Raw genomic sequence first — 20045 nt, forward strand, 5'->3', positions numbered from 1 at the left:
GTTGTTATGCAAGAAACCAATAAGCTCAAACGCGGACTGAGCACGCGCCACATCCGTTTTATGGCGCTGGGATCGGCGATTGGCACCGGGCTGTTTTACGGTTCCGCCGACGCGATAAAAATGGCCGGACCGAGCGTGCTGCTCGCCTATATCATCGGCGGGGCAGTAGCCTACATCATCATGCGCGCGCTGGGTGAGATGTCCGTTAACAATCCTCAGGCCAGCTCTTTCTCCCGCTACGCGCAGGACTATCTTGGGCCGATGGCGGGCTACATCACCGGCTGGACCTACTGTTTTGAAATCCTGATTGTGGCGATTGCGGATGTCACCGCGTTCGGCATCTATATGGGCGTCTGGTTCCCCGAGGTGCCGCACTGGATTTGGGTGCTGAGCGTGGTACTGATTATCGGTGCCGTCAATCTGATGAGCGTTAAGGTGTTCGGCGAAGTGGAGTTCTGGTTCTCCTTTTTCAAAGTCGCCACCATCATCGTGATGATTCTGGCTGGTTTCGGCATGATTATCTGGGGGATTGGCAACGGCGGTCAGCCGACCGGTATCCATAACCTCTGGACCAACGGCGGCTTCTTCGCCCACGGCGTCGTCGGCATGCTGCTGTCGCTACAGATGGTGATGTTCGCCTATGGCGGCATCGAAATCATCGGTATCACTGCGGGTGAAGCGAAAGATCCGGAGAAGTCGATTCCGCGCGCGATTAACTCGGTGCCGTGGCGCATTCTGGTGTTCTATGTGGGCACGCTGTTTGTGATTATGTCGATCTATCCGTGGAATCAGGTAGGAACCTCGGGCAGCCCGTTTGTGCTGACCTTCCAGCATCTGGGGATCGCGGCAGCCGCCTCTATCCTCAATTTCGTCGTGCTGACCGCGTCGCTCTCGGCGATTAACAGCGATGTGTTTGGCGTGGGTCGCATGCTGCACGGGATGGCGCAGCAGGGTCATGCGCCGAAAGTCTTTATGAAGGTCTCGTCGCGGGGCATTCCGTGGGTGACGGTGGTGGTGATGATGTTCGCCATGCTGATTGCGGTTTATCTCAACTACCTGATGCCGGAAAAAGTTTTCCTGGTGATCGCTTCGCTGGCGACCTTTGCAACGGTGTGGGTCTGGATCATGATTCTGCTGTCGCAGATCGCCTTCCGTCGCAAAATTGGCAAAGAGGCGGCGAGTAAGCTGCAGTTTGCGCTGCCAGGTGGCAGCTGGACGGCTGGCGTTGGCGTTGCGTTCCTCTGCTTTATTATCGGTCTGATTGGTTATTTCCCCGATACCCGCATTTCACTCTATGTTGGCATGGTGTGGATTGTGGTGCTGCTGCTGGGCTATAAACTGGTGCGTAAACCACGCTAATCTCCAGTTCTGCTCTCCCTGTTTTTGGGGGAGCAGAACCCGCAATATTCCTCTTTTATTTTCTCACATCGCTGCTTATTTGCGTGATCTTCGCCACAACGCTGAATTCTTTTATTACGCGTTAACGCTCTGTCAGCGAAATAAGACGCTGCGCCGGTTTATTACGGCGAATGTATCCCGAAAAGATTATTCAAACGGGCAGTGAATATCGCTGAAGGTTACAGGCGGGAAAAATTGTTGATGGGGCTTCATGCGCAGGAATGTGCAGCTATACGGGCAGTGGTGCGCTAAAAAAGCAGAGAGGCGGAAATAAAAAACGGCGAAACCAGTCGCCGAAATACGCAAGAATTACAGGAAAATAGATAATAAAGGGATGATTGACAGGACTATCGTAAATCAAAATGTGTGGCGCTGATAGTCAGATGAATTAAATAAGAAAAGGTCTGAGTGGCGTTAATTAACAGCGGTTAACATTATTAAGGCCGCATTGCGGCTGCGGCCTTAATTTGATTAGCGACAGACTCAGGGCAATATAACCGAAACCGGCAGCACAGCGCTGTTATCCAGGTTTTTCCGGAGCTGAGTCAGTGTGGATTGATAAGGGCAGAGCAGGCCGACATCGGTAACTCTGCAGTCAGGCTGATGCCATTCCTGTTGTAATAACGGATATTTATCATCAATGAGTTGCAACTGGCGGATGCCATCCAGACTCTGCGCCTGAAAATAGATCCGTAAAAAACGCTCGCCGCTGCGGGTGTCGCGCCAGCGCTCCAGCACCAGACTGCTGCCCGGCGGAATGTTACCGCGCGAGTAACCGGGTAACTGCCAGTTAAAGTCCATCAGGGTGCGCACCATCGCAATATTGGTGTCATGCGCGACAAGAATCAGCCAGCGGCTCGGCGAGCTATTGGCAGCGATCGCCTCCAGCATCGTGTTGAGCAGTATCGAGCCACGGCGCTGTGCCAGGTAGAGTACATCGTTGCTGAGATCGTAGTTTGCGGTCAGCAGCGGCAGCAGGGAGGTGATTTGCGCGGCCGAGGTGATATGCCCCCAGGCGAGCTGATCAAACGGCAGATTTTCGCTGTAGCCCAGTCGCAGCGTCTCCACCATGCTCGCCATGACGCTCAGCCCGTAAACGTAACTATTTCCGTTGCGGGTTTGCCGGAACGTCCAGGGCGCATCAAACAGGGGACAAGCCGTTGCGGGGGGACAGACGGCGGTTTTCAGCTGCTGAATCGCCGGTTGCAGTTGCTGTTGCAGATGTGCCAGATTGCCCGCTTTCTGCTGTTTAGCAGTCAGTTCCTGCACGGGGTCGGTCCGGGTGACCGTCAGCTTTTCATTCTGAAACAGGGGATCAACATCGCCCGCGACGTGATGCACGGTTACGCCGCAGCCGGGAAAGGCGCCGTCCGTCAGCGCCGCAGCCGTGGCACGGGTGCGCTGCAGCGGGCTGGCGCGCACGTAGACCTGAGCCGCATCCGGACAGCCCGTGCCCAGCAGGCCGAGCTGGCGATAGTGCTCGCCTTCCCAGCGTCCTTTATTCACCACGGCACTGTAGCCGTGACCCGTCAGCTCGCCATCGGCAGTGGTCCACTGTGTCCAGGGTTGCTGGCTGGCGGCTTCAATCTCTTTTCGATTGCCTGGCGTGGGTGGACGTACGCCGTGACGGCTCAGTTCAACCACTTTCTCCAGCTGGTAATCCGCCGCCTGTGTCGCCGGGCTTAACAGCCAGAGAGAACCGAGGATCAGCGCACAGCGGCACAGGGTTGGCAGCGTCATTTACTCTTCCAGTGCGCCGTTGCCGGTCAGCGCTTTAATTTTTGGATACAGAGCCGCATTGGCCAGCAACACAGGGTTACCGTTTTTCAGGCCTTCATTACGCAGATAATCATTGGTGACACCGCCTGCTTCGCGCATAAGAACGATGCCCGGCAGACTATCCCACGGATGCATATGCGCTTCGTAGTAACCAATCAGCCGACCGGCTGCCGCCCAGGCGCTGGTCAGCGCACCCGAACCGATGCGAATAAACATACCACCCTGTTCAATTAAGCCGCTGATAAGGCGTGAGACGCTTTCGCCCGGCGTCCGGCTGGAGTTGCTGATGCCAAGTAAACCCTCATTGAGATGCGCTGCGTCATGAACCTGCAGGCGACTTTCATTCAGCCATGCCCCCTGGCCTGCCCGTGCGTGGAACAGCTCCTGATGATTAGGATCGCAGACGACGCCGATCACCGGCTGGCCCTCGCAGACCACCGCCAGCGAAACGCACCAGTTAGGCAAACCGTTGACGAAACAGGCGGTGCCATCGATCGGATCGACAACCCAGATAAACGGCGCACCCTCAACCTCGCCGCCGCTCTCTTCGCCATAGACGCTATCCTCAGGAAAACGTTCAGCGATTAAGGTCTTAATTAATGCCTCAACGTTACGATCAGCCTCGCTGACCACGTCCTGCAAATCCCTTTTGTGTTCCACGACCAGAGTCTGACGCTGCTGATACCATGATAAGGCCCGGCTGCCCGCTGCACGGGCGATGTCGCAGGCGTAACGGTAACGCGCGTCTATTTCAGAATGCGAAGCGGATGACATCTTTTCCTCTTATGATTTTTTGCCATAACGAACGGAAGGCGCGCCTGAACAGGCGGTCTGGCTGTGATGTTTACTTCAGTATTGTTAAGAAAGGCTTCATTAAGCCGCAGATAAGCAGCAATGGCAAGATAGTGCTGGGCCGGGTGGCCGGCTTTTTTCATCTGGCAAAAGCGCGTGTCCGTCAGCCCGGCAGCAGAGGATCGGGTTTTACAGGGTTCTGCTGGTCGCCAGCGCCATTAAACGCGGATAAAAAACAAAAAACAGCGCTTCCAGCTGATCATAATGTTGGATGAAATCGTGGTAGGAGTCGCGCAGTGCCGACAGGCGGGGACGGCGACTGGCCATGCCGTGCAGCACCCGCTCCAGCCGGGCAGGCTGGGCATAATGCTCGAACCAGCGCTCGCGCCACATCACCGCGTTGAGTGCCTGAAACTCTACGGGCGTGTCGGCCAGCTGCGGCAGGATTTCGCGCTCGGCGGTGGCAGAAAACTGCACCAGCGTCTGGTCGGGCGTAAATTGCTGCCAGTGACGGGCCAGAAAATGGTCCCAGATGACGTCCAGCGTAATCGGGGCCACACGATAGGTTTCCGCACGGAACAGCTGACGGGCGCTGCGTACTTCCGGCAGTGCATCGGTCATCACATCCAGACGACGATGCATCAGAATGCCGTCTGCGACAGGCGCGGACCAGTGCTGGTGCGGGTTGCCACGCACAAAATCGGCCATTAAATTGCCGAGAAGGGAGCTGTCGGCCAGCTTAGCCAGATGGAGATGAGCAAGAAAGTTCATGCCGCATTATAGGCAGAACTGCCTTTGCGCAGCCAGTTGTTCAGAATTGGTCGGTTTTCCGCTAAACTGTGCCGCCTGTTTTTGCCTGAGAAAGAACATGTCAATGCGTGTCGCCGATTTTGCTTTTGAACTGCCCGAATCCCTGATTGCTCACTATCCCCAGGCGCAGCGCAGCGGCTGTCGTCTGCTGTCGCTCGACGGTCCCAGCGGTGCGCTGTCGCACGGTGTTTTCACCGACGTGCTGGATAAGCTGAATCCAGGCGATCTGCTGGTGTTCAACAACACCCGCGTGATTCCGGCGCGCGTCTTTGGCCGTAAAGCCAGCGGCGGCAAAATCGAGATGCTGGTGGAGCGGATGCTCGACGACAAGCGCGTGCTGGCACATGTGCGCGCCTCAAAAGCGCCAAAACCGGGGGCAGAACTGCTGCTGGGCGAAGATGAGAGCGTGAAAGCGACCATGGTGGCACGTCACGATGCCCTGTTTGAGATCGCGTTTGATGATGAGCGCGCGGTGCTCGACATCCTCAACAGCGTCGGCCACATGCCTTTGCCGCCGTATATTGACCGTCCGGATGAAGAGGCGGATCGCGAACTTTACCAGACGGTTTACAGCGCCCGTCCGGGTGCTGTGGCGGCGCCGACCGCCGGTCTGCACTTCGATGAACCGCTGCTGCAGGCACTGAAAGAGAAGGGCATTGATATGGCCTTTGTGACGCTGCATGTCGGTGCTGGCACCTTCCAGCCGGTGCGTGTCGAGACCATCGAAGAGCATCACATGCATGCGGAGTATGCCGAAGTGCCGCAGGAGGTTGTCGACGCCGTGCTGGCCTGTAAAGCGCGCGGCAATAAGGTGGTTGCTGTCGGCACCACCTCCGTTCGTTCGCTGGAGAGCGCCGCCAAAGCGAGTCAGGATGCCCTGATTGCGCCGTTCTTCGACGATACCCAGATTTTCATCTATCCGGGCTATGAGTATCAGGTGATCGATGCACTGATCACCAACTTCCACCTGCCCGAATCGACTCTGATTATGCTGGTCTCGGCGTTTGCCGGTTATCAGCACACCATGGCCGCGTACCGCGCAGCCGTGGCTGAGCAATATCGTTTCTTCAGTTATGGCGACGCGATGTTTATCAGCAAAAATCCGCAGGCGCCGCTGGAAAAAGTGGGCGACTGATTTATTAACCGATAGCCGGAATCGCCTGTCGTGCGAATGAAGGTTATCTGCATCGGACTGTTTCTCCGATGGAGGCTTTGTGAAATTTGAACTTGATACCACAGACGGGCGCGCACGCCGTGGCCGTCTGATTTTTGATCGCGGTGTGGTGGAAACCCCTGCGTTTATGCCTGTTGGCACCTATGGCACTGTTAAAGGCATGACGCCGGAAGAAGTGCAGGAGACCGGCGCGCAGATCATTCTGGGCAATACCTTCCACCTCTGGCTGCGTCCCGGCCAGGAGATCATGAAACTGCATGGCGATCTGCATGACTTTATGCAGTGGAAAGGGCCGATCCTGACCGACTCCGGCGGCTTCCAGGTCTTCAGCCTGGGCGACATCCGTAAAATCACCGAAGCGGGCGTGCATTTCCGTAACCCGATCAACGGCGACCCAATCTTCCTCGATCCGGAAAAATCGATGGAGATTCAGTATGACCTCGGTTCCGACATCGTGATGATTTTCGATGAATGTACGCCCTATCCGGCGGACTGGGACTACGCCAAACGCTCCATGGAGATGTCGCTGCGCTGGGCGCGACGCAGCCGTGACCGTTTCGACAGCCTGGGAAATAAAAATGCCTTATTTGGCATTATTCAGGGCTCGGTTTACGAAGATTTACGAGATGTCTCGGTGAAAGGTCTGGTAGAGATTGGCTTTGATGGGTACGCTGTGGGCGGCCTGGCGGTGGGTGAGCCTAAGCAGGACATGCACCGTATTCTTGAGCACGTCTGTCCGCAGCTTCCGCAGGATAAACCGCGTTATCTGATGGGTGTCGGCAAGCCAGAAGATCTGGTTGAAGGCGTCCGTCGCGGCGTCGATATGTTTGACTGCGTGATGCCAACCCGTAATGCGCGAAATGGTCACCTGTTTGTAACCGAAGGTGTAGTGAAGATTCGCAACGCCCGCTACAAAGATGACACTGCGCCGCTGGATGCGGAGTGTGATTGTTACACCTGTCGCAATTATAGCCGTGCCTACTTGTATCATCTCGACCGTTGTAACGAAATACTGGGCGCGCGTCTGAATACTATTCACAATTTGCGCTACTACCAGCGTCTGATGGCTGGTTTACGCCAGGCCATCGAAGAGGGTAAATTAGAGCGCTTTGTAACTGAGTTTTACCAACGGACGGGCAAAGAAGTTCCGCCATTAACGTCTGATAATTCATCAATGAGGGAAATTTAATGAGCTTATTCATTTCTGACGCCGTGGCCGCAGCAGGCGCTCCGTCTCAGGGAAGTCCGTATTCTCTGGTGATCATGCTGGTGGTGTTTGGTCTGATTTTCTATTTCATGATCCTGCGTCCGCAGCAGAAACGTGCGAAAGAGCACAAGAAGCTGATGGATTCCATCTCTAAGGGTGATGAAGTGCTGACCAGCGGTGGCCTGGTAGGCCGCGTAACGAAAGTCTCTGACACGGGCTACGTAGCTATTGCGCTGAATGACACCAATGAAGTCGTCATTAAACGTGATTTCGTCGCCGCCGTGCTGCCGAAGGGCACTATCAAGGCGCTGTAATTCTTTCTTCCCTAAGGGAACTGCCGTGTTAAATCGTTATCCTTTGTGGAAGTACGTAATGCTGGTCGTCGTGATTCTCGTCGGCCTGCTCTATGCGCTTCCCAACCTGTATGGTGAGGATCCGGCCGTTCAAATCACTGGTGCGCGCGGAAGCGCCGCCAGTGAGCAGACGTTGGATCAAATTCAGTCCGTATTGAAACAAGACAATATCCAGAGCAAATCTGTTGCGCTGGAAAATGGTGCGATTACCGCGCGCTTCAATAATACGGATGTGCAGTTACGCGCCCGTGAAGCGATCATGAAAGCGCTGGGTGAAAACTACGTTGTCGCGCTGAACCTTGCGCCCGCCACGCCGCGCTGGCTGACGATGCTGTCAGCAGAGCCGATGAAACTCGGTCTCGATTTGCGTGGTGGTGTGCACTTCCTGATGGAAGTGGACATGGACACCGCGCTCAGTAAGCTGCAGGAGCAGAATGCTGACACGCTGCGTAGCGACCTGCGCACTAAAAATATCCCCTACACCAACGTCAATAAAATCGCGAACTACGGCGTGGAAATTCGTTTCCGTGACGCTGCCAGTCGTGATGCGGCGATCTCCTGGCTGAGTTCCCGTCATCAGGATCTGGTGATCAACAGCAGCGGCAGTGATGCGCTGCGTGCCACCATGAGCGATGCCCGTCTCAGCGAAGCGCGTGAATATGCGGTTCAGCAGAACATTACGATTCTGCGTAACCGTGTAAACCAGCTGGGCGTAGCTGAACCACTGGTTCAGCGTCAGGGTTCCGATCGTATTGTGGTTGAGCTACCGGGTATTCAGGATACGGCGCGCGCCAAAGAGATTCTGGGTGCCACCGCGACGCTGGAATTCCGTCTGGTTAACACCAGCGTGGATCCTACCGCGGCGGCCAGTGGGCGTGTACCGGGTGACTCTGAAGTGAAAGATATGCGCGATGGCCAGCCGGTCGTGCTCTACAAGCGGGTAATTCTGACCGGTGACCATATCACCGACTCAACCTCCAGCATGGATGAGTACAACCAGCCACAGGTGAACATTTCACTGGATGGCGCAGGCGGTAACATCATGTCCAACTTCACTAAGGACAACATCGGCAAGCCGATGGCGACCCTGTTTGTGGAGTACAAGGACAGCGGTAAAAAAGATGCCAACGGTCGTTCAGTTCTGGTGAAACAGGAAGAGGTGATTAACGTCGCTAATATCCAGTCTCGCCTGGGGAACAGCTTCCGCATCACCGGTATCAATAACCCGAACGAAGCGCGTCAGCTGTCGCTGCTGCTGCGTGCCGGTGCGTTGATTGCGCCCATCCAGATTGTGGAAGAGCGTACTATCGGGCCGACCATGGGTCAGCAGAACATTACTCAGGGTCTGGAAGCCTGCCTGTGGGGTCTGCTCGCCTCGATCCTCTTTATGGTGGTGTTCTATAAAAAGTTTGGTCTGATTGCGACGAGTGCGCTGCTGGTTAACCTGGTGCTGATTGTCGGCATCATGTCCCTGCTGCCTGGCGCGACCCTGACCATGCCCGGTATTGCCGGTATCGTGTTAACGCTGGCGGTGGCAGTTGATGCCAACGTACTGATTAACGAACGTATTAAAGAAGAGCTGCGAAACGGGCGCTCGGTTCAGCAGGCAATTCATGAAGGCTACAAAGGCGCCTTCTCCAGTATCGTCGATGCGAACGTGACCACCCTGATCAAAGTTATCATTCTTTACGCGGTCGGCACCGGTTCGATCAAAGGCTTTGCGATTACCACCGCAATTGGTATCGCGACCTCAATGTTCACCGCGATTATCGGTACCCGTGCCATTGTTAACCTGGTTTACGGTGGCAAACGCATCAACAAGCTGTCTATCTGAGGAGTGCGTTGTGGCACAGGAATATAACATTGAGCAGTTAAACCACGGGCGTAAAGTCGTCGACTTTATGCGCTGGGATAAGCTGGCCTTCATCATTTCGGGACTGCTGATTGTGGCCGCGATTGCGATCGTGGGCGTGCGTGGTTTTAACTGGGGCCTTGATTTCACCGGGGGTACGGTGATTGAGATCGCGCTGGAGAAACCCGCCGATCTGGACACGCTGCGTAGCGAACTGGTGAAAGCGGGCTTTGACGAGCCGCTGGTGCAGAACTTTGGCAGCAGCCGTGACGTCATGGTGCGTATGGCACCGGTTACCGGCCCGGCAGGTACCGAGTTAGGCAATAAAGTGGTGTCGGTGATCAACCAGACTACGCAGCAAAACGCCACCGTTAAGCGCATTGAGTTCGTGGGGCCGAGTGTGGGCAGCGACCTGGCGCAGGCGGGTGCGATGGCCCTGCTATCGGCGCTGATTGCGATTCTGATCTATATCGGTTTCCGCTTTGAGTGGCGTCTGGCACTGGGCACCGTGCTGGCGCTGGCGCATGACGTGATTATCACCTGCGGCCTGCTGGCGCTGTTCCGCATTGAAATCGACCTGACGATTGTTGCCTCGCTGATGTCGGTAATTGGCTACTCGCTTAACGATAAAATCGTGGTCTCTGACCGTATTCGCGAAAACTTCCGCAAGATCCGTCGCGGCAGTTCTTACGATATTACGAACGTATCACTGACCCAGACGTTAAGCCGTACCCTGATTACCTCACTGACGACGCTGGCGATGATCCTCATCCTCTTCATATTTGGTGGTGCGCTGCTGAAAGGCTTCTCACTGACCATGCTGATTGGTGTGACGATTGGTACGATCTCATCCATTTATGTCTCTTCGGCGCTGGCGCTGAAACTGGGCATGAAGCGTGAACATATGCTGGTGCAGAAAGTCGAGAAAGAGGGCGCCGATCAGCCTTCTATCCTGCCTTAATCGCGCGTCAGTAATAAAAACGGGCAGCCTTTTGGCTGCCCGTTTTTTTTGCACCACGGTTAAGGGTTAGCAGGTGCCGCAGGGGAGGTCTGGGACGGGGTGGCAGCGGACACGTTATGCACGCGGACATAACCCAGTTGCTCCGGGGTCAGGCCACTGAGACGCAACGGGATCGTCGCCGAATGCTGCGGCAGCAGCGAGGCAGGCACCGCGACCGTCTGAGTCAGACTGTCACTGCTCAGCGGTTTACCGGTCGCCGGGTCGAGTTCACCCCAGATCACCGTCGCATGCAGGGCGGGCAAAGGCCGATCGTCCATTGAGCGTACGGTCAGGGTTGCCCGCGAGCCGCTGGCTTCTGCAGTGACAGGGGAGAGCGTCAGTCTCAGCGTGCCGAGCTGAGTCTGCAACGCCACTGGCGTGTTCGCCTGTGGCACCAGCCAGGCACCTTGCTGCAACTGGCTGTTAAGCTGCCCCTGAATCTCCAGCGCGCTGGCCTGTGTGGTCAGATGCTGCATCTGCTGATTGAGCTGACTCACTTCCTGGTGCAGCTCTCTGACCTGCGGGTTACCTGCACTGCTACTGCAGCCGCTCAGCGCCACCAGTGAGAACGCCACCGGAACCCAAACCATCCTGCTCATAAGTGATCCTTGTCCGTTATTTTGGAATACGTAAAACCTGGCCAGGATAGATCTTATCAGGATGGGTGAGCATTGGCTTATTCGCTTCGAAAATCTTGTTATATTCGTTAGCGTTGCCATAAACCTGTTTAGAAATAGCGCTCAGCGTGTCGCCTTTTTTTACGGTATAAAGCTCTGACTCGGCCGCGCTGTCTGTCACGGTGACCTTGTCTTCCACTTTCGTGATGCCTGCCACATTACCTGCCGCGATCAGAATCTTCTCTTTCAGTTCCTGAGAAAGGCCATCGCCGGTCACGGTGACGGTATCACCATTAACTTTTACGTCCACCTTGTCGCTGTCTGGCAAGCCGAGCTTGTTGATGTGATCCTGCAGCTTTTTATTCTGGTCCTCACCGCCATGTACGGCGTCCCAGAGTTTTTCACCGGCTTCTTTCACAAAGTTAAACAGACCCATACAACCTCCAATGTGTTAGTGGAAAATTTTAATTGCCGCTCTTAAAGCGTAGTCCCTTTTGCCGCAGACGAAATTTAGCATCGTTTATCCTGCGATGAGAAGCCCACGAAAGACACGGAAGAGATTTTGTTGATTCACAGTTCGCGCTACACTGTGTGGCCCATCACTCTCGCGTCAGGAAACGTCATGCATTGCCCATTCTGCTCCGCTGTCGACACCAAAGTGATTGATTCTCGTCTGGTTAGTGAAGGCTCCTCGGTGCGACGCCGTCGCCAGTGTCTGATGTGTCATGAACGCTTCACCACCTTTGAGGTGGCGGAACTGGTGATGCCCCGCGTGGTGAAAAGCAATGATGTGCGCGAGCCTTTCAATGAAGACAAAATGGCCAGCGGGATGATGAAAGCGCTTGAGAAGCGTCCGGTCAGCGCTGACGCGGTGGAAAGCGCCGTAAACCATATTAAAACGCAGCTGCGCGCCACTGGCGAACGTGAGATCCCCAGTAAGCTGATTGGCAATCTGGTGATGGATGAGCTTAAGAAGCTCGATAAAGTCGCCTATATTCGCTTCGCCTCGGTTTACCGCAGCTTTGAAGATATTCGCGATTTTGGCGAAGAGATCGCCCGGTTACAGGATTAAAGTATGGACGAACGCTACATGGCGCGTGCGCTGGAACTGGCGCGACGCGGCCGTTTTACGACCATGCCGAACCCGAATGTCGGCTGTGTGATTGTGCGCGATGGCGAAGTCGTGGGTGAGGGCTGGCATCAGCGTGCCGGTGAACCCCATGCTGAGGTCTACGCGCTGCGCATGGCTGGCGAGAAAGCGCGTGGCGCAACTGCCTATGTCACGCTGGAGCCGTGCAGCCATCATGGCCGCACGCCGCCCTGCTGTGATGCGCTGATCGCCGCAGGTGTAACCCGTGTCGTCGCCGCTATGCAGGACCCGAATCCGCAGGTCGCGGGGCGCGGACTGCACCGTCTGCATCAGGCGGGCATTGACGTCAGCCATGGTCTGATGATGCAGGAAGCAGAAGCACTGAATCGCGGCTTCCTCAAGCGCATGCGCACCGGCTTTCCCTGGATTCAGCTTAAGCTGGGCGCATCGCTGGATGGCCGCACGGCCATGGCCAGTGGCGAAAGTCAGTGGATCACCTCTGAGGCTGCACGCCGTGATGTGCAGCGTCTGCGGGCGCAAAGCGCCGCCATTCTCAGCAGCAGCGCCACGGTGCTGGCGGACGATCCCTCTCTGACAGTGCGCTGGTCTGAACTCAATACCGACAGCCAGGCTCTGGTTGATGAACAGCAACTGCGTCAGCCGGTACGTGTGATTATCGACAGCCAGAATCGCGTGACGCCGCAGCATCGGCTCATCTCCCAGCCGGGCGAAACCTGGCTGATGCGTCATCAGCCGGATCAGCAGCACTGGCCCGCCAGCGTGACGCAAATCGCCGTTCCGCTGCGCGAACAGCACCTGGATCGGGTGGCGATGATGATGCTGCTGGGACAGCGACAGATTAACAGCGTCTGGGTTGAAGCGGGTGCCACGCTGGCTGGTGCCCTGTTACAGGCCGGGCTGGTGGATGAACTGATCGTTTATCTGGCACCTAAGCTATTAGGCCATGAAGGACGCGGCTTGTGTCAGCTGCCGGGGCTCAGCCAGCTGGCTGACGCGCCTGCGTTCCGTTTCAGCGATGTCCGGCAGGTCGGTGACGATTTACGTCTGACCCTGACACCGCAATAGCATGCCCGGAAAAGCGAGAGCACGCCGCCTAAGAGTATGATAGAATCCGCCCCCCTGCGCGGGGCCAACCAAACCCCTGAAAGGATAAGTATGAAAGTTATCGAAGCTGCTGTTGCAACGCCTGAGGCCAATGTTGCCATCGTCATCGCGCGTTTTAACAACTTCATTAATGACAGCCTGCTGGATGGCGCAGTTGATGCCCTGAAACGTATCGGCCAGGTCAAAGATGACAATATCACCGTAGTCTGGGTGCCGGGTGCCTACGAACTGCCGCTGGCAGCCCGTGCCCTGGCAAACACCGGCAAATATGATGCGATTATCGCACTCGGCACCGTTATTCGTGGTGGCACTGCGCACTTCGAATATGTGGCGGGTGAAGCCAGCTCCGGTATCGCCAGCGTTGCCATGAACAGCGACATTCCTGTCGCGTTCGGCGTGCTGACCACTGAAAGCATCGAGCAGGCCATTGAGCGTGCCGGCACCAAAGCGGGTAATAAAGGTGCTGAAGCGGCGCTGACTGCGCTCGAAATGATTAACGTATTGAAAGCCATTAAAGCCTGATTTTTGTAAGGGGAATTTTGTGAAACCTGCTGCTCGTCGTCGCGCCCGTGAGTGCGCTGTTCAGGCGCTTTACTCCTGGCAGTTGTCGAATAACGACATTGCCGATGTGGAATACCAGTTTCTGGCGGAACAGGACGTCAAAGACGTCGACATTACCTACTTCCGCGAACTGCTGTCCGGTGTGGCGACCAACAGTGCGTATCTGGATGGATTGATGAAGCCTTATCTGTCGCGTCAGCTCGAAGAGCTGGGCCAGGTAGAAAAAGCTATCCTGCGCATCTCGCTGTATGAGCTGAGCAAACGTGATGATGTGCCCTATAAAGTGGCCATCAACGAAGGCATTGAGCTGGCGAAAGTCTTCGGTGCCGAAGACAGTCATAAATTTGTCAACGGCGTGCTGGATAAAGCCGGTCCACAAATTCGACCCCATCGCAAATAAACAAAAAGGCCGGCTTGCCGGCCTTTTTTCATGAAGAGTTAAGCGGAACGCAATTATGTCTTGTGGTGAATTTGAACTCATCGCACGCTACTTCAACCGCAGAACACGCAGCCGCCGTGATGTCGAACTCGGCATCGGTGACGATTGTGCGTTACTTAGCGTGCCGGAAAAACAGACGCTGGCGATCAGCACCGATACCCTGGTCGCGGGTATGCACTTCTTACGGGATATCCATCCTGCCGATCTGGGCTACAAAGCGCTGGCTGTGAATCTTAGCGACCTTGCTGCCATGGGTGCCGATCCCGCGTGGCTGACGCTGGCCTTAACGCTGCCGCAGGTCGATGAGAGCTGGCTCTCCGCCTTTAGCGAAAGCCTGTTTGAACTGCTGGAATATTACGACATGCAACTGGTGGGTGGCGACACGACCCGTGGCCCGCTGAGCCTGACGCTGGCGATTCACGGTCTGGTGCCGCAGGGCCGCGCCCTGAAACGCTCCGGTGCGAAGCCGGGCGACTGGATCTACGTGACCGGCACGCTGGGTGACAGCGCGGCGGGTCTGGCGCTGTTGCAGCATCACTGTCGCATCAGCGATCCGGCGGTGCATGAAGCGTTGATTAAACGGCATCTGCGCCCAATGCCACGCATTCTGCAGGGCCAGGCACTGCGTTCGCTGGCCTCTTCAGCCGTGGACCTTTCCGATGGCCTGATTTCCGATCTCGGCCACGTACTGAAAGCCAGCGGCTGTGGTGCAAGGCTTAACCTGGATGCGTTGCCGCTGTCGGCGGCGCTGCGTGACCATTTCGACCCTGAGCAGGTATTGCGCTGGGCGCTGAGTGGCGGAGAAGATTACGAACTCTGCTTCACCGTGCCGGAAGTGAATCGCGGTGCGCTTGATGTGGCGCTGGGGCATCTGGGCGTGCCTTATACCTGCATCGGACAGATAGCACCGGAATCAGAAGGCTTAACGCTGCTGGATAATGGCAAGCCCGCCACGTTCCATCATAAAGGGTTTGATCACTTTGATACTAAATAACGACGTGGCGAAGAGCCGCCTGCGGATGAGCAATCCCTGGCATCTGCTGGCCACCGGTTTCGGCAGCGGATTAAGCCCGGTCGTGCCTGGTACCATGGGATCGCTGGCGGCCATTCCATTCTGGTGGCTGATGACCTTTCTGCCGCAGGATCTCTATTCGCTGGTTGTGCTGGTGGGTATCTGCGTCGGTGTCTATCTCTGCCATCGCACCGCCAAAGATATGGGCGTACACGATCACGGCAGTATTGTCTGGGATGAGTTCATCGGCATGTGGATTACGCTGATGGCGATTCCGGTTAACAACTGGCAATGGGTACTGGGCGGCTTTGTCGTGTTCCGTATTCTTGATATGTGGAAACCCTGGCCGATTCGCTGGTTTGACCGCAATGTACATGGCGGCATGGGCATTATGGTGGATGACATTATTGCTGGCGTGATTTCTGCGGCGATGCTCTATGGCTTTGGGGTCTGGCTGGCGGGTTAAACGTCGATGCTAAACGCATGATAAGAGGTGACGCCCGGGCAGGGCGTCACATTCTGGTTTTATTCAAATCCCACCGCCTGATGCGGCTGATAGACCTCTTCCAGCAGGGTAATCTCTTCGTCACTCAGCGTGACATCCACTGCCTTCACCAGATCCTCAAACTGCTCTGCGCGCGATGCACCAATAATCGGTGCCGTAACGGCAGGCTTGCTCAGAAGCCAGGCCAGCGCCACCTGCGCCCGCGTCACGCCTTTGCTTTCCGCTACCTGTGCCAGCCGCTCTGCAATCACGGCATCATTCGCTTCGGTATTGTCATAGAGCTTCGCCATCACCTGGTCGGAGGCGGAACGCGCGGTGTTTTCCCCCCACGGGCGGGTCAGCTTACCGCGCGCCAGCGGACTCCAGGGCAGCACGGCGATTTGTTCTTTCAGGCAGAGCGGATGCATTTCACGCTCCTCTTCGCGCTGAATCAGGTTGTACTGATCCTGCATGCTGACAAAGCGATGCCAGCCCTGTTCCGACTGCATCTGCAACGCCTGAGCAAACTGGCTGGCGTGCATTGACGAGGCACCGATATAACGGGCTTTGCCAGACTGCACTACCTCATGCAGCGCTTCCAGCGTCTCTTCCAGCGGCGTGTCATAATCCCAGCGGTGAATCTGCAGCAGGTCCACATACTCCATGCCAAGACGCTGCAGGCTGTCATCAATCGATTGCAGAATATTTTTGCGCGAGAGTCCCTGTGAGAGATTGGTCAGCGGAAAATAGACTTTGGTGGCGACCACGATCTCTTCACGGTGGGCGAAATCTTTCAGCGCCCGGCCCAGGATCTCTTCACTGCTGCCATCGGAGTAGCTGTTGGCGGTATCAAAGAAGTTGATGCCCGCGTTCAGCGCCTGCTGGATCAGCGGACGGCTGCTCGCTTCAGGCAGCGTCCAGGCATGATTACCGCGCGTTGGCTCGCCATAGGTCATACAGCCAAGACAGAGACGCGACACCTGCAGATCGGTAGTACCCAGTTGAATCGTTTTCATGGTGGAGGCTCCTGCGAAAGTGCAAAGGTTACAGCATAGCAGGATGTTGCGCTCCCCAGGGGGGAGCGCAGAGAGGAGAAGTTACTGCGCCAGCCAGCGGGCGATCTGTTGCTGAATGCCTTCGGCGTCCAGCAGATAGTCATGACGCACTTCATCCTGCGTGCCCTGCGGGATGAACTCATCGGGCAGGCCAATGTTCAGTACCGGAACGGCCAGCCGTTTCGCCATCACAAACTCATTTACGCCGCTGCCCGCACCGCCTTTGATTGCGCCTTCTTCCAGCGTAATCAGCGAGTCGTGGGTTTTAGCGAGCTCGGCGATCAGCGCCTCATCCAGCGGCTTCACAAAGCGCATATCAACCAAAGTTGCATTCAGCACTTCCGCCGTGGCGGCTGCTTCTGGCAGCAGAGTACCGAAGTTCAGAATCGCCAGCTTTTCACCCTGACGTTTCACGACTGCTTTACCCAGCGGCAGACTCTGCAGCGGAGCCAGCGGCGTGCCGATACCGGTGCCGCGCGGATAGCGCACTGCACTTGGGCCAGCCTGATGGTGATAGCCGGTGTAAAGCATCTGCCGACACTCATTCTCATCGCTCGGCGTCATGATCACCATATCCGGCACGCAGCGGAGATAGGCGAGATCAAACGCGCCCTGGTGAGTCTGACCATCCGCGCCAACAATACCACCGCGATCGATAGCAAACAGGACCGGCAATTTCTGGATAGCGACGTCGTGGATCAGCTGATCGTAGGCGCGTTGCAGGAAGGTCGAGTAGATGGCCACAATGGGTTTATAGCCGCCAATCGCCATACCGGCCGCGAAAGTCACCGCATGCTGCTCGGCGATCGCCACGTCAAAATATTGCTTCGGGAATTCACGTGAGAAGGCCACCATGCCGGAGCCTTCACGCATCGCTGGCGTAATCGCCATCAGCTTCGGATCGTCGGCGGCCATTTCACACAGCCAGTTGCCGAAGATTTTAGAGTAGCTCGGCAGACCTTCTGCGCTTTTCGGCAGTTCGCCAATCGCCGGGTCAAATTTAGGAACGGCGTGCCAGGCAATCGGATCTTCCTCTGCCGGGGCGTAGCCTTTACCTTTCTTCGTCATGATATGCAGGAACTGCGGCCCTTTCAGGCTGCGCATGTTGCTCAGCGTATTGACCAGCGTCAGCACATCGTGACCATCAACCGGGCCGATGTAGTTAAAGCCCAGCTCTTCAAAGAGCGTGCCCGGCACGACCATGCCTTTGAGATGCTCTTCGGTGCGTTTGACCAGCTCTTTGATTGGCGGCAGATTTGTCAGCACCCGTTTACTGCCTTCGCGCAGTCGTGCGTATGTTTTACCCGACAGGATCTGCGCCAGGCGATTATTCAGCGCGCCGACGTTTTCGGAGATCGACATCTCGTTGTCATTGAGGATGACCAGCATGTCCGGCTTAATATCACCAGCATGGTTCATCGCTTCAAACGCCATGCCTGCGGTAATCGCACCATCGCCAATAATACAGGCGGTACGACGGCCCTGACCTTCACGTTCTGCCGCAGCGGCCATGCCCAGACCGGCACTGATTGAGGTCGACGAGTGACCGACGCTCAGGACGTCATATTCACTTTCACCGCGCCACGGAAACGGGTGTACGCCGTTTTTCTGACGGATAGTGCCGATGCGATCGCGGCGACCCGTCAGAATTTTATGCGGATAAGCCTGATGACCTACATCCCAGACCAGATGGTCAAACGGGGTGTTATAGACATAATGCAGCGCGACCGTCAGTTCAACCACGCCCAGACCCGATGCAAAATGGCCGCTGGAGCGGCTCACACTGTCTAACAGATACTGACGCAGTTCATCACACAGCGCAGGCAACTTCTCTTTCGGCAGGGCGCGTAGCGCCTGAACGGTGTCTGCCAGCGCCAGTGTCGGGTATTTAGCAATATCAAAACTCATCAGAGACTCATTATGGAAGTTATTTGTCGCGTTCAATTATGAAGCTCGCCAGCGCCTGCAGTGCTGTGGTGTTATAGGAGTGCGCAGCGAGCAATTCTAAAGCATCAAGAGCTTCCTGATACAAATCCCGCGCCTTGGCACGAGCATTTTCAAGGCCTAACAGTGAAGGATAGGTGCTTTTCCCCAGATCCTGATCGGCACCCTGGCGTTTTCCGATCACCGCTGTGTCACCGATCACATCCAGAATGTCGTCCTGCACCTGAAATGCGAGACCAATCGCCTCTGCATAGCGGTCGAGCAGCGGCAGCGCTTCGCGGCCCGCATCGCCTGCCGTTAATGCGCCTAAGCGCACCGCTGAGCGGATCAGCGCGCCAGTTTTATGGCGATGGATCTGTTCCAGCTGATCAAGATCGACGGATTTGCCTTCCGCCGCTAAATCCAGTGCCTGCCCGCCACACATCCCGGCTACGCCGCTGGCTTTTGCCAGTTCGGAGAGCATCAGCAGACGGTATTCGGCGCTGACACCGGGCATTGCTTCATCGGCCAGAATGGAGAAAGCCAGCGTCTGCAGGGCGTCACCCGCCAGAATCGCAGTGTCTTCGCCATATTTAATGTGACAGGTTGGCTGCCCGCGACGCAATGCATCATCGTCCATCGCAGGGAGATCGTCATGAATCAGAGAGTACGCATGAATGCATTCAACTGCGGCGGCAGGGGCATCCAGACTCGCCGGATTGGCGTGGAGCATTTCGCCGGTCGCGTAGACCAGAAAAGGACGCAGACGTTTACCGCCTAATAATGCCCCATAATGCATGGCATTCACCAGAGGAGAACTCTGAAAAGGAAGTGGCTCTATAAAACGCGTCAGCGCGGCGTTGACCTGCTGCTGATAGGCATCGAGTAAGCGGGCAAAATCCATTAGTCGTTTTCCGGCATGAAAGCAGTGAGGTCGGCATCTTTATCATCGTTCAGCAGAATGCGGACCCGCTGTTCAGCCTGCTGCAGCGTCTGCTGACCATTCCGCGCCAGCTGCACGCCGCGTTCAAATTCGTTCAGGGCTTCTTCCAGCGGCAGTTCACCACTTTCCAGACGGCTGACAATCTGCTCCAGCTGCTGCAATGACGTTTCAAAGCTGGCTGGCTGTTCGGCTTTTTTCGGCATATTTCGTGTCGACTCACGGTTGGGACATTATCTCGCAATCGGTCATGGTAGCTGAGACCCTATGATTAGCAAAATAATCAATGCGGCGGCTGATGAAGAAGCAGTCACCTGACAAAGGTGATATACTCCCGCGCCTCGGATGCGGTTGCGCCTTGCAGCCCGCAATTTTGTGATTTTACCAGCTAAGTGCCGCCTGTTTTAGCACTTATTTGCCCAACGAAGCTGTAT

Annotated in this window: 21 protein-coding genes; 12 read left to right on the forward strand and 9 right to left on the reverse strand. The window is 56.1% G+C overall.

The window, feature by feature from the left end:
* Window positions 1-6: 6 nt before the first annotated feature.
* Entirely contained in the window at window positions 7-1359 is a 1353-nt protein-coding gene (proY, locus tag AC6I8J_RS04365; protein WP_033731734.1) for a proline-specific permease ProY, read from the forward strand.
* Between the two features lie 522 nt (window positions 1360-1881).
* Here proY and AC6I8J_RS04370 read toward each other — a convergent pair.
* From AC6I8J_RS04370 to AC6I8J_RS04380, 3 genes are all read right to left on the reverse strand, one after another.
* Window positions 1882-3138 (reverse strand): histidine-type phosphatase, encoded by a 1257-nt coding sequence (locus AC6I8J_RS04370; protein ID WP_222924438.1) that lies wholly within the window; start codon window positions 3136-3138, stop codon window positions 1882-1884.
* Window positions 3139-3951, reverse strand: a complete 813-nt coding sequence (locus AC6I8J_RS04375) for an inositol monophosphatase family protein (RefSeq protein WP_161735280.1) — start codon at window positions 3949-3951, stop codon at window positions 3139-3141.
* A gap of 207 nt (window positions 3952-4158) precedes the next feature.
* Window positions 4159-4740, reverse strand: a complete 582-nt coding sequence (locus AC6I8J_RS04380) for an ACP phosphodiesterase (protein ID WP_161735276.1) — start codon at window positions 4738-4740, stop codon at window positions 4159-4161.
* A 103-nt stretch (window positions 4741-4843) separates the two neighbouring features.
* Here AC6I8J_RS04380 and queA point away from each other — a divergent pair, with 103 nt between their 5' ends.
* From queA to secF, 5 genes are all read left to right on the forward strand, one after another.
* A complete protein-coding gene (gene queA / locus AC6I8J_RS04385) occupies window positions 4844-5914 on the forward strand; it encodes a tRNA preQ1(34) S-adenosylmethionine ribosyltransferase-isomerase QueA (protein WP_222925495.1) in 1071 nt (356 codons plus the stop codon).
* 79 nt (window positions 5915-5993) lie between these two features.
* Window positions 5994-7142, forward strand: coding sequence for a tRNA guanosine(34) transglycosylase Tgt (gene tgt, locus AC6I8J_RS04390; RefSeq protein ID WP_033731739.1), 1149 nt, complete (start codon window positions 5994-5996; stop codon window positions 7140-7142).
* On the forward strand, window positions 7142-7474 hold the full coding sequence (gene yajC, locus AC6I8J_RS04395; protein ID WP_009091760.1) for a preprotein translocase subunit YajC: 333 nt from the start codon (window positions 7142-7144) through the stop codon (window positions 7472-7474). Before tgt ends, yajC begins: the two co-directional genes overlap by 1 nt.
* A 25-nt stretch (window positions 7475-7499) precedes the next feature.
* Complete coding sequence (gene secD / locus AC6I8J_RS04400; RefSeq protein ID WP_222924435.1) at window positions 7500-9347, forward strand: protein translocase subunit SecD; 1848 nt, start codon at window positions 7500-7502, stop codon at window positions 9345-9347.
* 10 nt (window positions 9348-9357) lie between these two features.
* The gene (secF, locus tag AC6I8J_RS04405; protein ID WP_497825125.1) at window positions 9358-10326 is read left to right on the forward strand and encodes a protein translocase subunit SecF; all 969 of its coding nucleotides are present in this window, start codon (window positions 9358-9360) and stop codon (window positions 10324-10326) included.
* Between the two features lie 59 nt (window positions 10327-10385).
* Here the strand turns inward: secF and AC6I8J_RS04410 are convergent, their stop codons facing one another.
* Both AC6I8J_RS04410 and lysM read right to left on the reverse strand, forming a co-directional pair.
* The gene (locus tag AC6I8J_RS04410; RefSeq protein WP_161735270.1) at window positions 10386-10964 is read right to left on the reverse strand and encodes a SadB/YajI family lipoprotein; all 579 of its coding nucleotides are present in this window, start codon (window positions 10962-10964) and stop codon (window positions 10386-10388) included.
* A gap of 16 nt (window positions 10965-10980) precedes the next feature.
* A complete protein-coding gene (gene lysM / locus AC6I8J_RS04415) occupies window positions 10981-11418 on the reverse strand; it encodes a peptidoglycan-binding protein LysM (RefSeq protein WP_161735268.1) in 438 nt (145 codons plus the stop codon).
* Between the two features lie 186 nt (window positions 11419-11604).
* Between lysM and nrdR the strand changes: the two genes are divergently transcribed.
* The 6 genes from nrdR to pgpA all read left to right on the forward strand — a co-directional run bounded on the left by nrdR (window position 11605) and on the right by pgpA (window position 15675).
* Window positions 11605-12054, forward strand: a complete 450-nt coding sequence (nrdR, locus tag AC6I8J_RS04420; protein ID WP_009091750.1) for a transcriptional regulator NrdR — start codon at window positions 11605-11607, stop codon at window positions 12052-12054.
* A 3-nt stretch (window positions 12055-12057) separates the two neighbouring features.
* Entirely contained in the window at window positions 12058-13158 is a 1101-nt protein-coding gene (ribD, locus tag AC6I8J_RS04425; protein WP_161735267.1) for a bifunctional diaminohydroxyphosphoribosylaminopyrimidine deaminase/5-amino-6-(5-phosphoribosylamino)uracil reductase RibD, read from the forward strand.
* A gap of 90 nt (window positions 13159-13248) precedes the next feature.
* Window positions 13249-13719, forward strand: coding sequence for a 6,7-dimethyl-8-ribityllumazine synthase (gene ribH, locus AC6I8J_RS04430; RefSeq protein WP_161735265.1), 471 nt, complete (start codon window positions 13249-13251; stop codon window positions 13717-13719).
* A gap of 19 nt (window positions 13720-13738) precedes the next feature.
* The gene (gene nusB, locus AC6I8J_RS04435) at window positions 13739-14158 is read left to right on the forward strand and encodes a transcription antitermination factor NusB (RefSeq protein WP_009091744.1); all 420 of its coding nucleotides are present in this window, start codon (window positions 13739-13741) and stop codon (window positions 14156-14158) included.
* Window positions 14159-14213: 55 nt separating this feature from the next.
* Window positions 14214-15191, forward strand: coding sequence for a thiamine-phosphate kinase (gene thiL, locus AC6I8J_RS04440; RefSeq protein WP_497825126.1), 978 nt, complete (start codon window positions 14214-14216; stop codon window positions 15189-15191).
* Window positions 15136-15675 (forward strand): phosphatidylglycerophosphatase A, encoded by a 540-nt coding sequence (gene pgpA / locus AC6I8J_RS04445; RefSeq protein ID WP_161735261.1) that lies wholly within the window; start codon window positions 15136-15138, stop codon window positions 15673-15675. Before thiL ends, pgpA begins: the two co-directional genes overlap by 56 nt.
* Before the next feature lie 59 nt (window positions 15676-15734).
* Here pgpA and AC6I8J_RS04450 read toward each other — a convergent pair whose 3' ends face one another.
* The 4 genes from AC6I8J_RS04450 to xseB all read right to left on the reverse strand — a co-directional run bounded on the left by AC6I8J_RS04450 (window position 15735) and on the right by xseB (window position 19817).
* Window positions 15735-16709 (reverse strand): aldo/keto reductase, encoded by a 975-nt coding sequence (locus tag AC6I8J_RS04450; RefSeq protein WP_161735259.1) that lies wholly within the window; start codon window positions 16707-16709, stop codon window positions 15735-15737.
* A gap of 81 nt (window positions 16710-16790) precedes the next feature.
* Window positions 16791-18656 carry a 1-deoxy-D-xylulose-5-phosphate synthase gene (dxs, locus tag AC6I8J_RS04455; RefSeq protein ID WP_161735257.1) on the reverse strand — a complete coding sequence of 622 codons (1866 nt, stop codon included), beginning with the start codon at window positions 18654-18656 and terminating at the stop codon, window positions 16791-16793.
* A 19-nt stretch (window positions 18657-18675) separates the two neighbouring features.
* On the reverse strand, window positions 18676-19575 hold the full coding sequence (gene ispA, locus AC6I8J_RS04460; RefSeq protein WP_161735255.1) for a (2E,6E)-farnesyl diphosphate synthase: 900 nt from the start codon (window positions 19573-19575) through the stop codon (window positions 18676-18678).
* Entirely contained in the window at window positions 19575-19817 is a 243-nt protein-coding gene (gene xseB, locus AC6I8J_RS04465) for an exodeoxyribonuclease VII small subunit (RefSeq protein WP_161735253.1), read from the reverse strand. The genes ispA and xseB overlap by 1 nt, the downstream gene beginning before the upstream one ends.
* Window positions 19818-20045: the final 228 nt, after the last annotated feature.

This window comes from Pantoea sp. X-Soil-ISGK-355, from assembly GCF_059730805.1.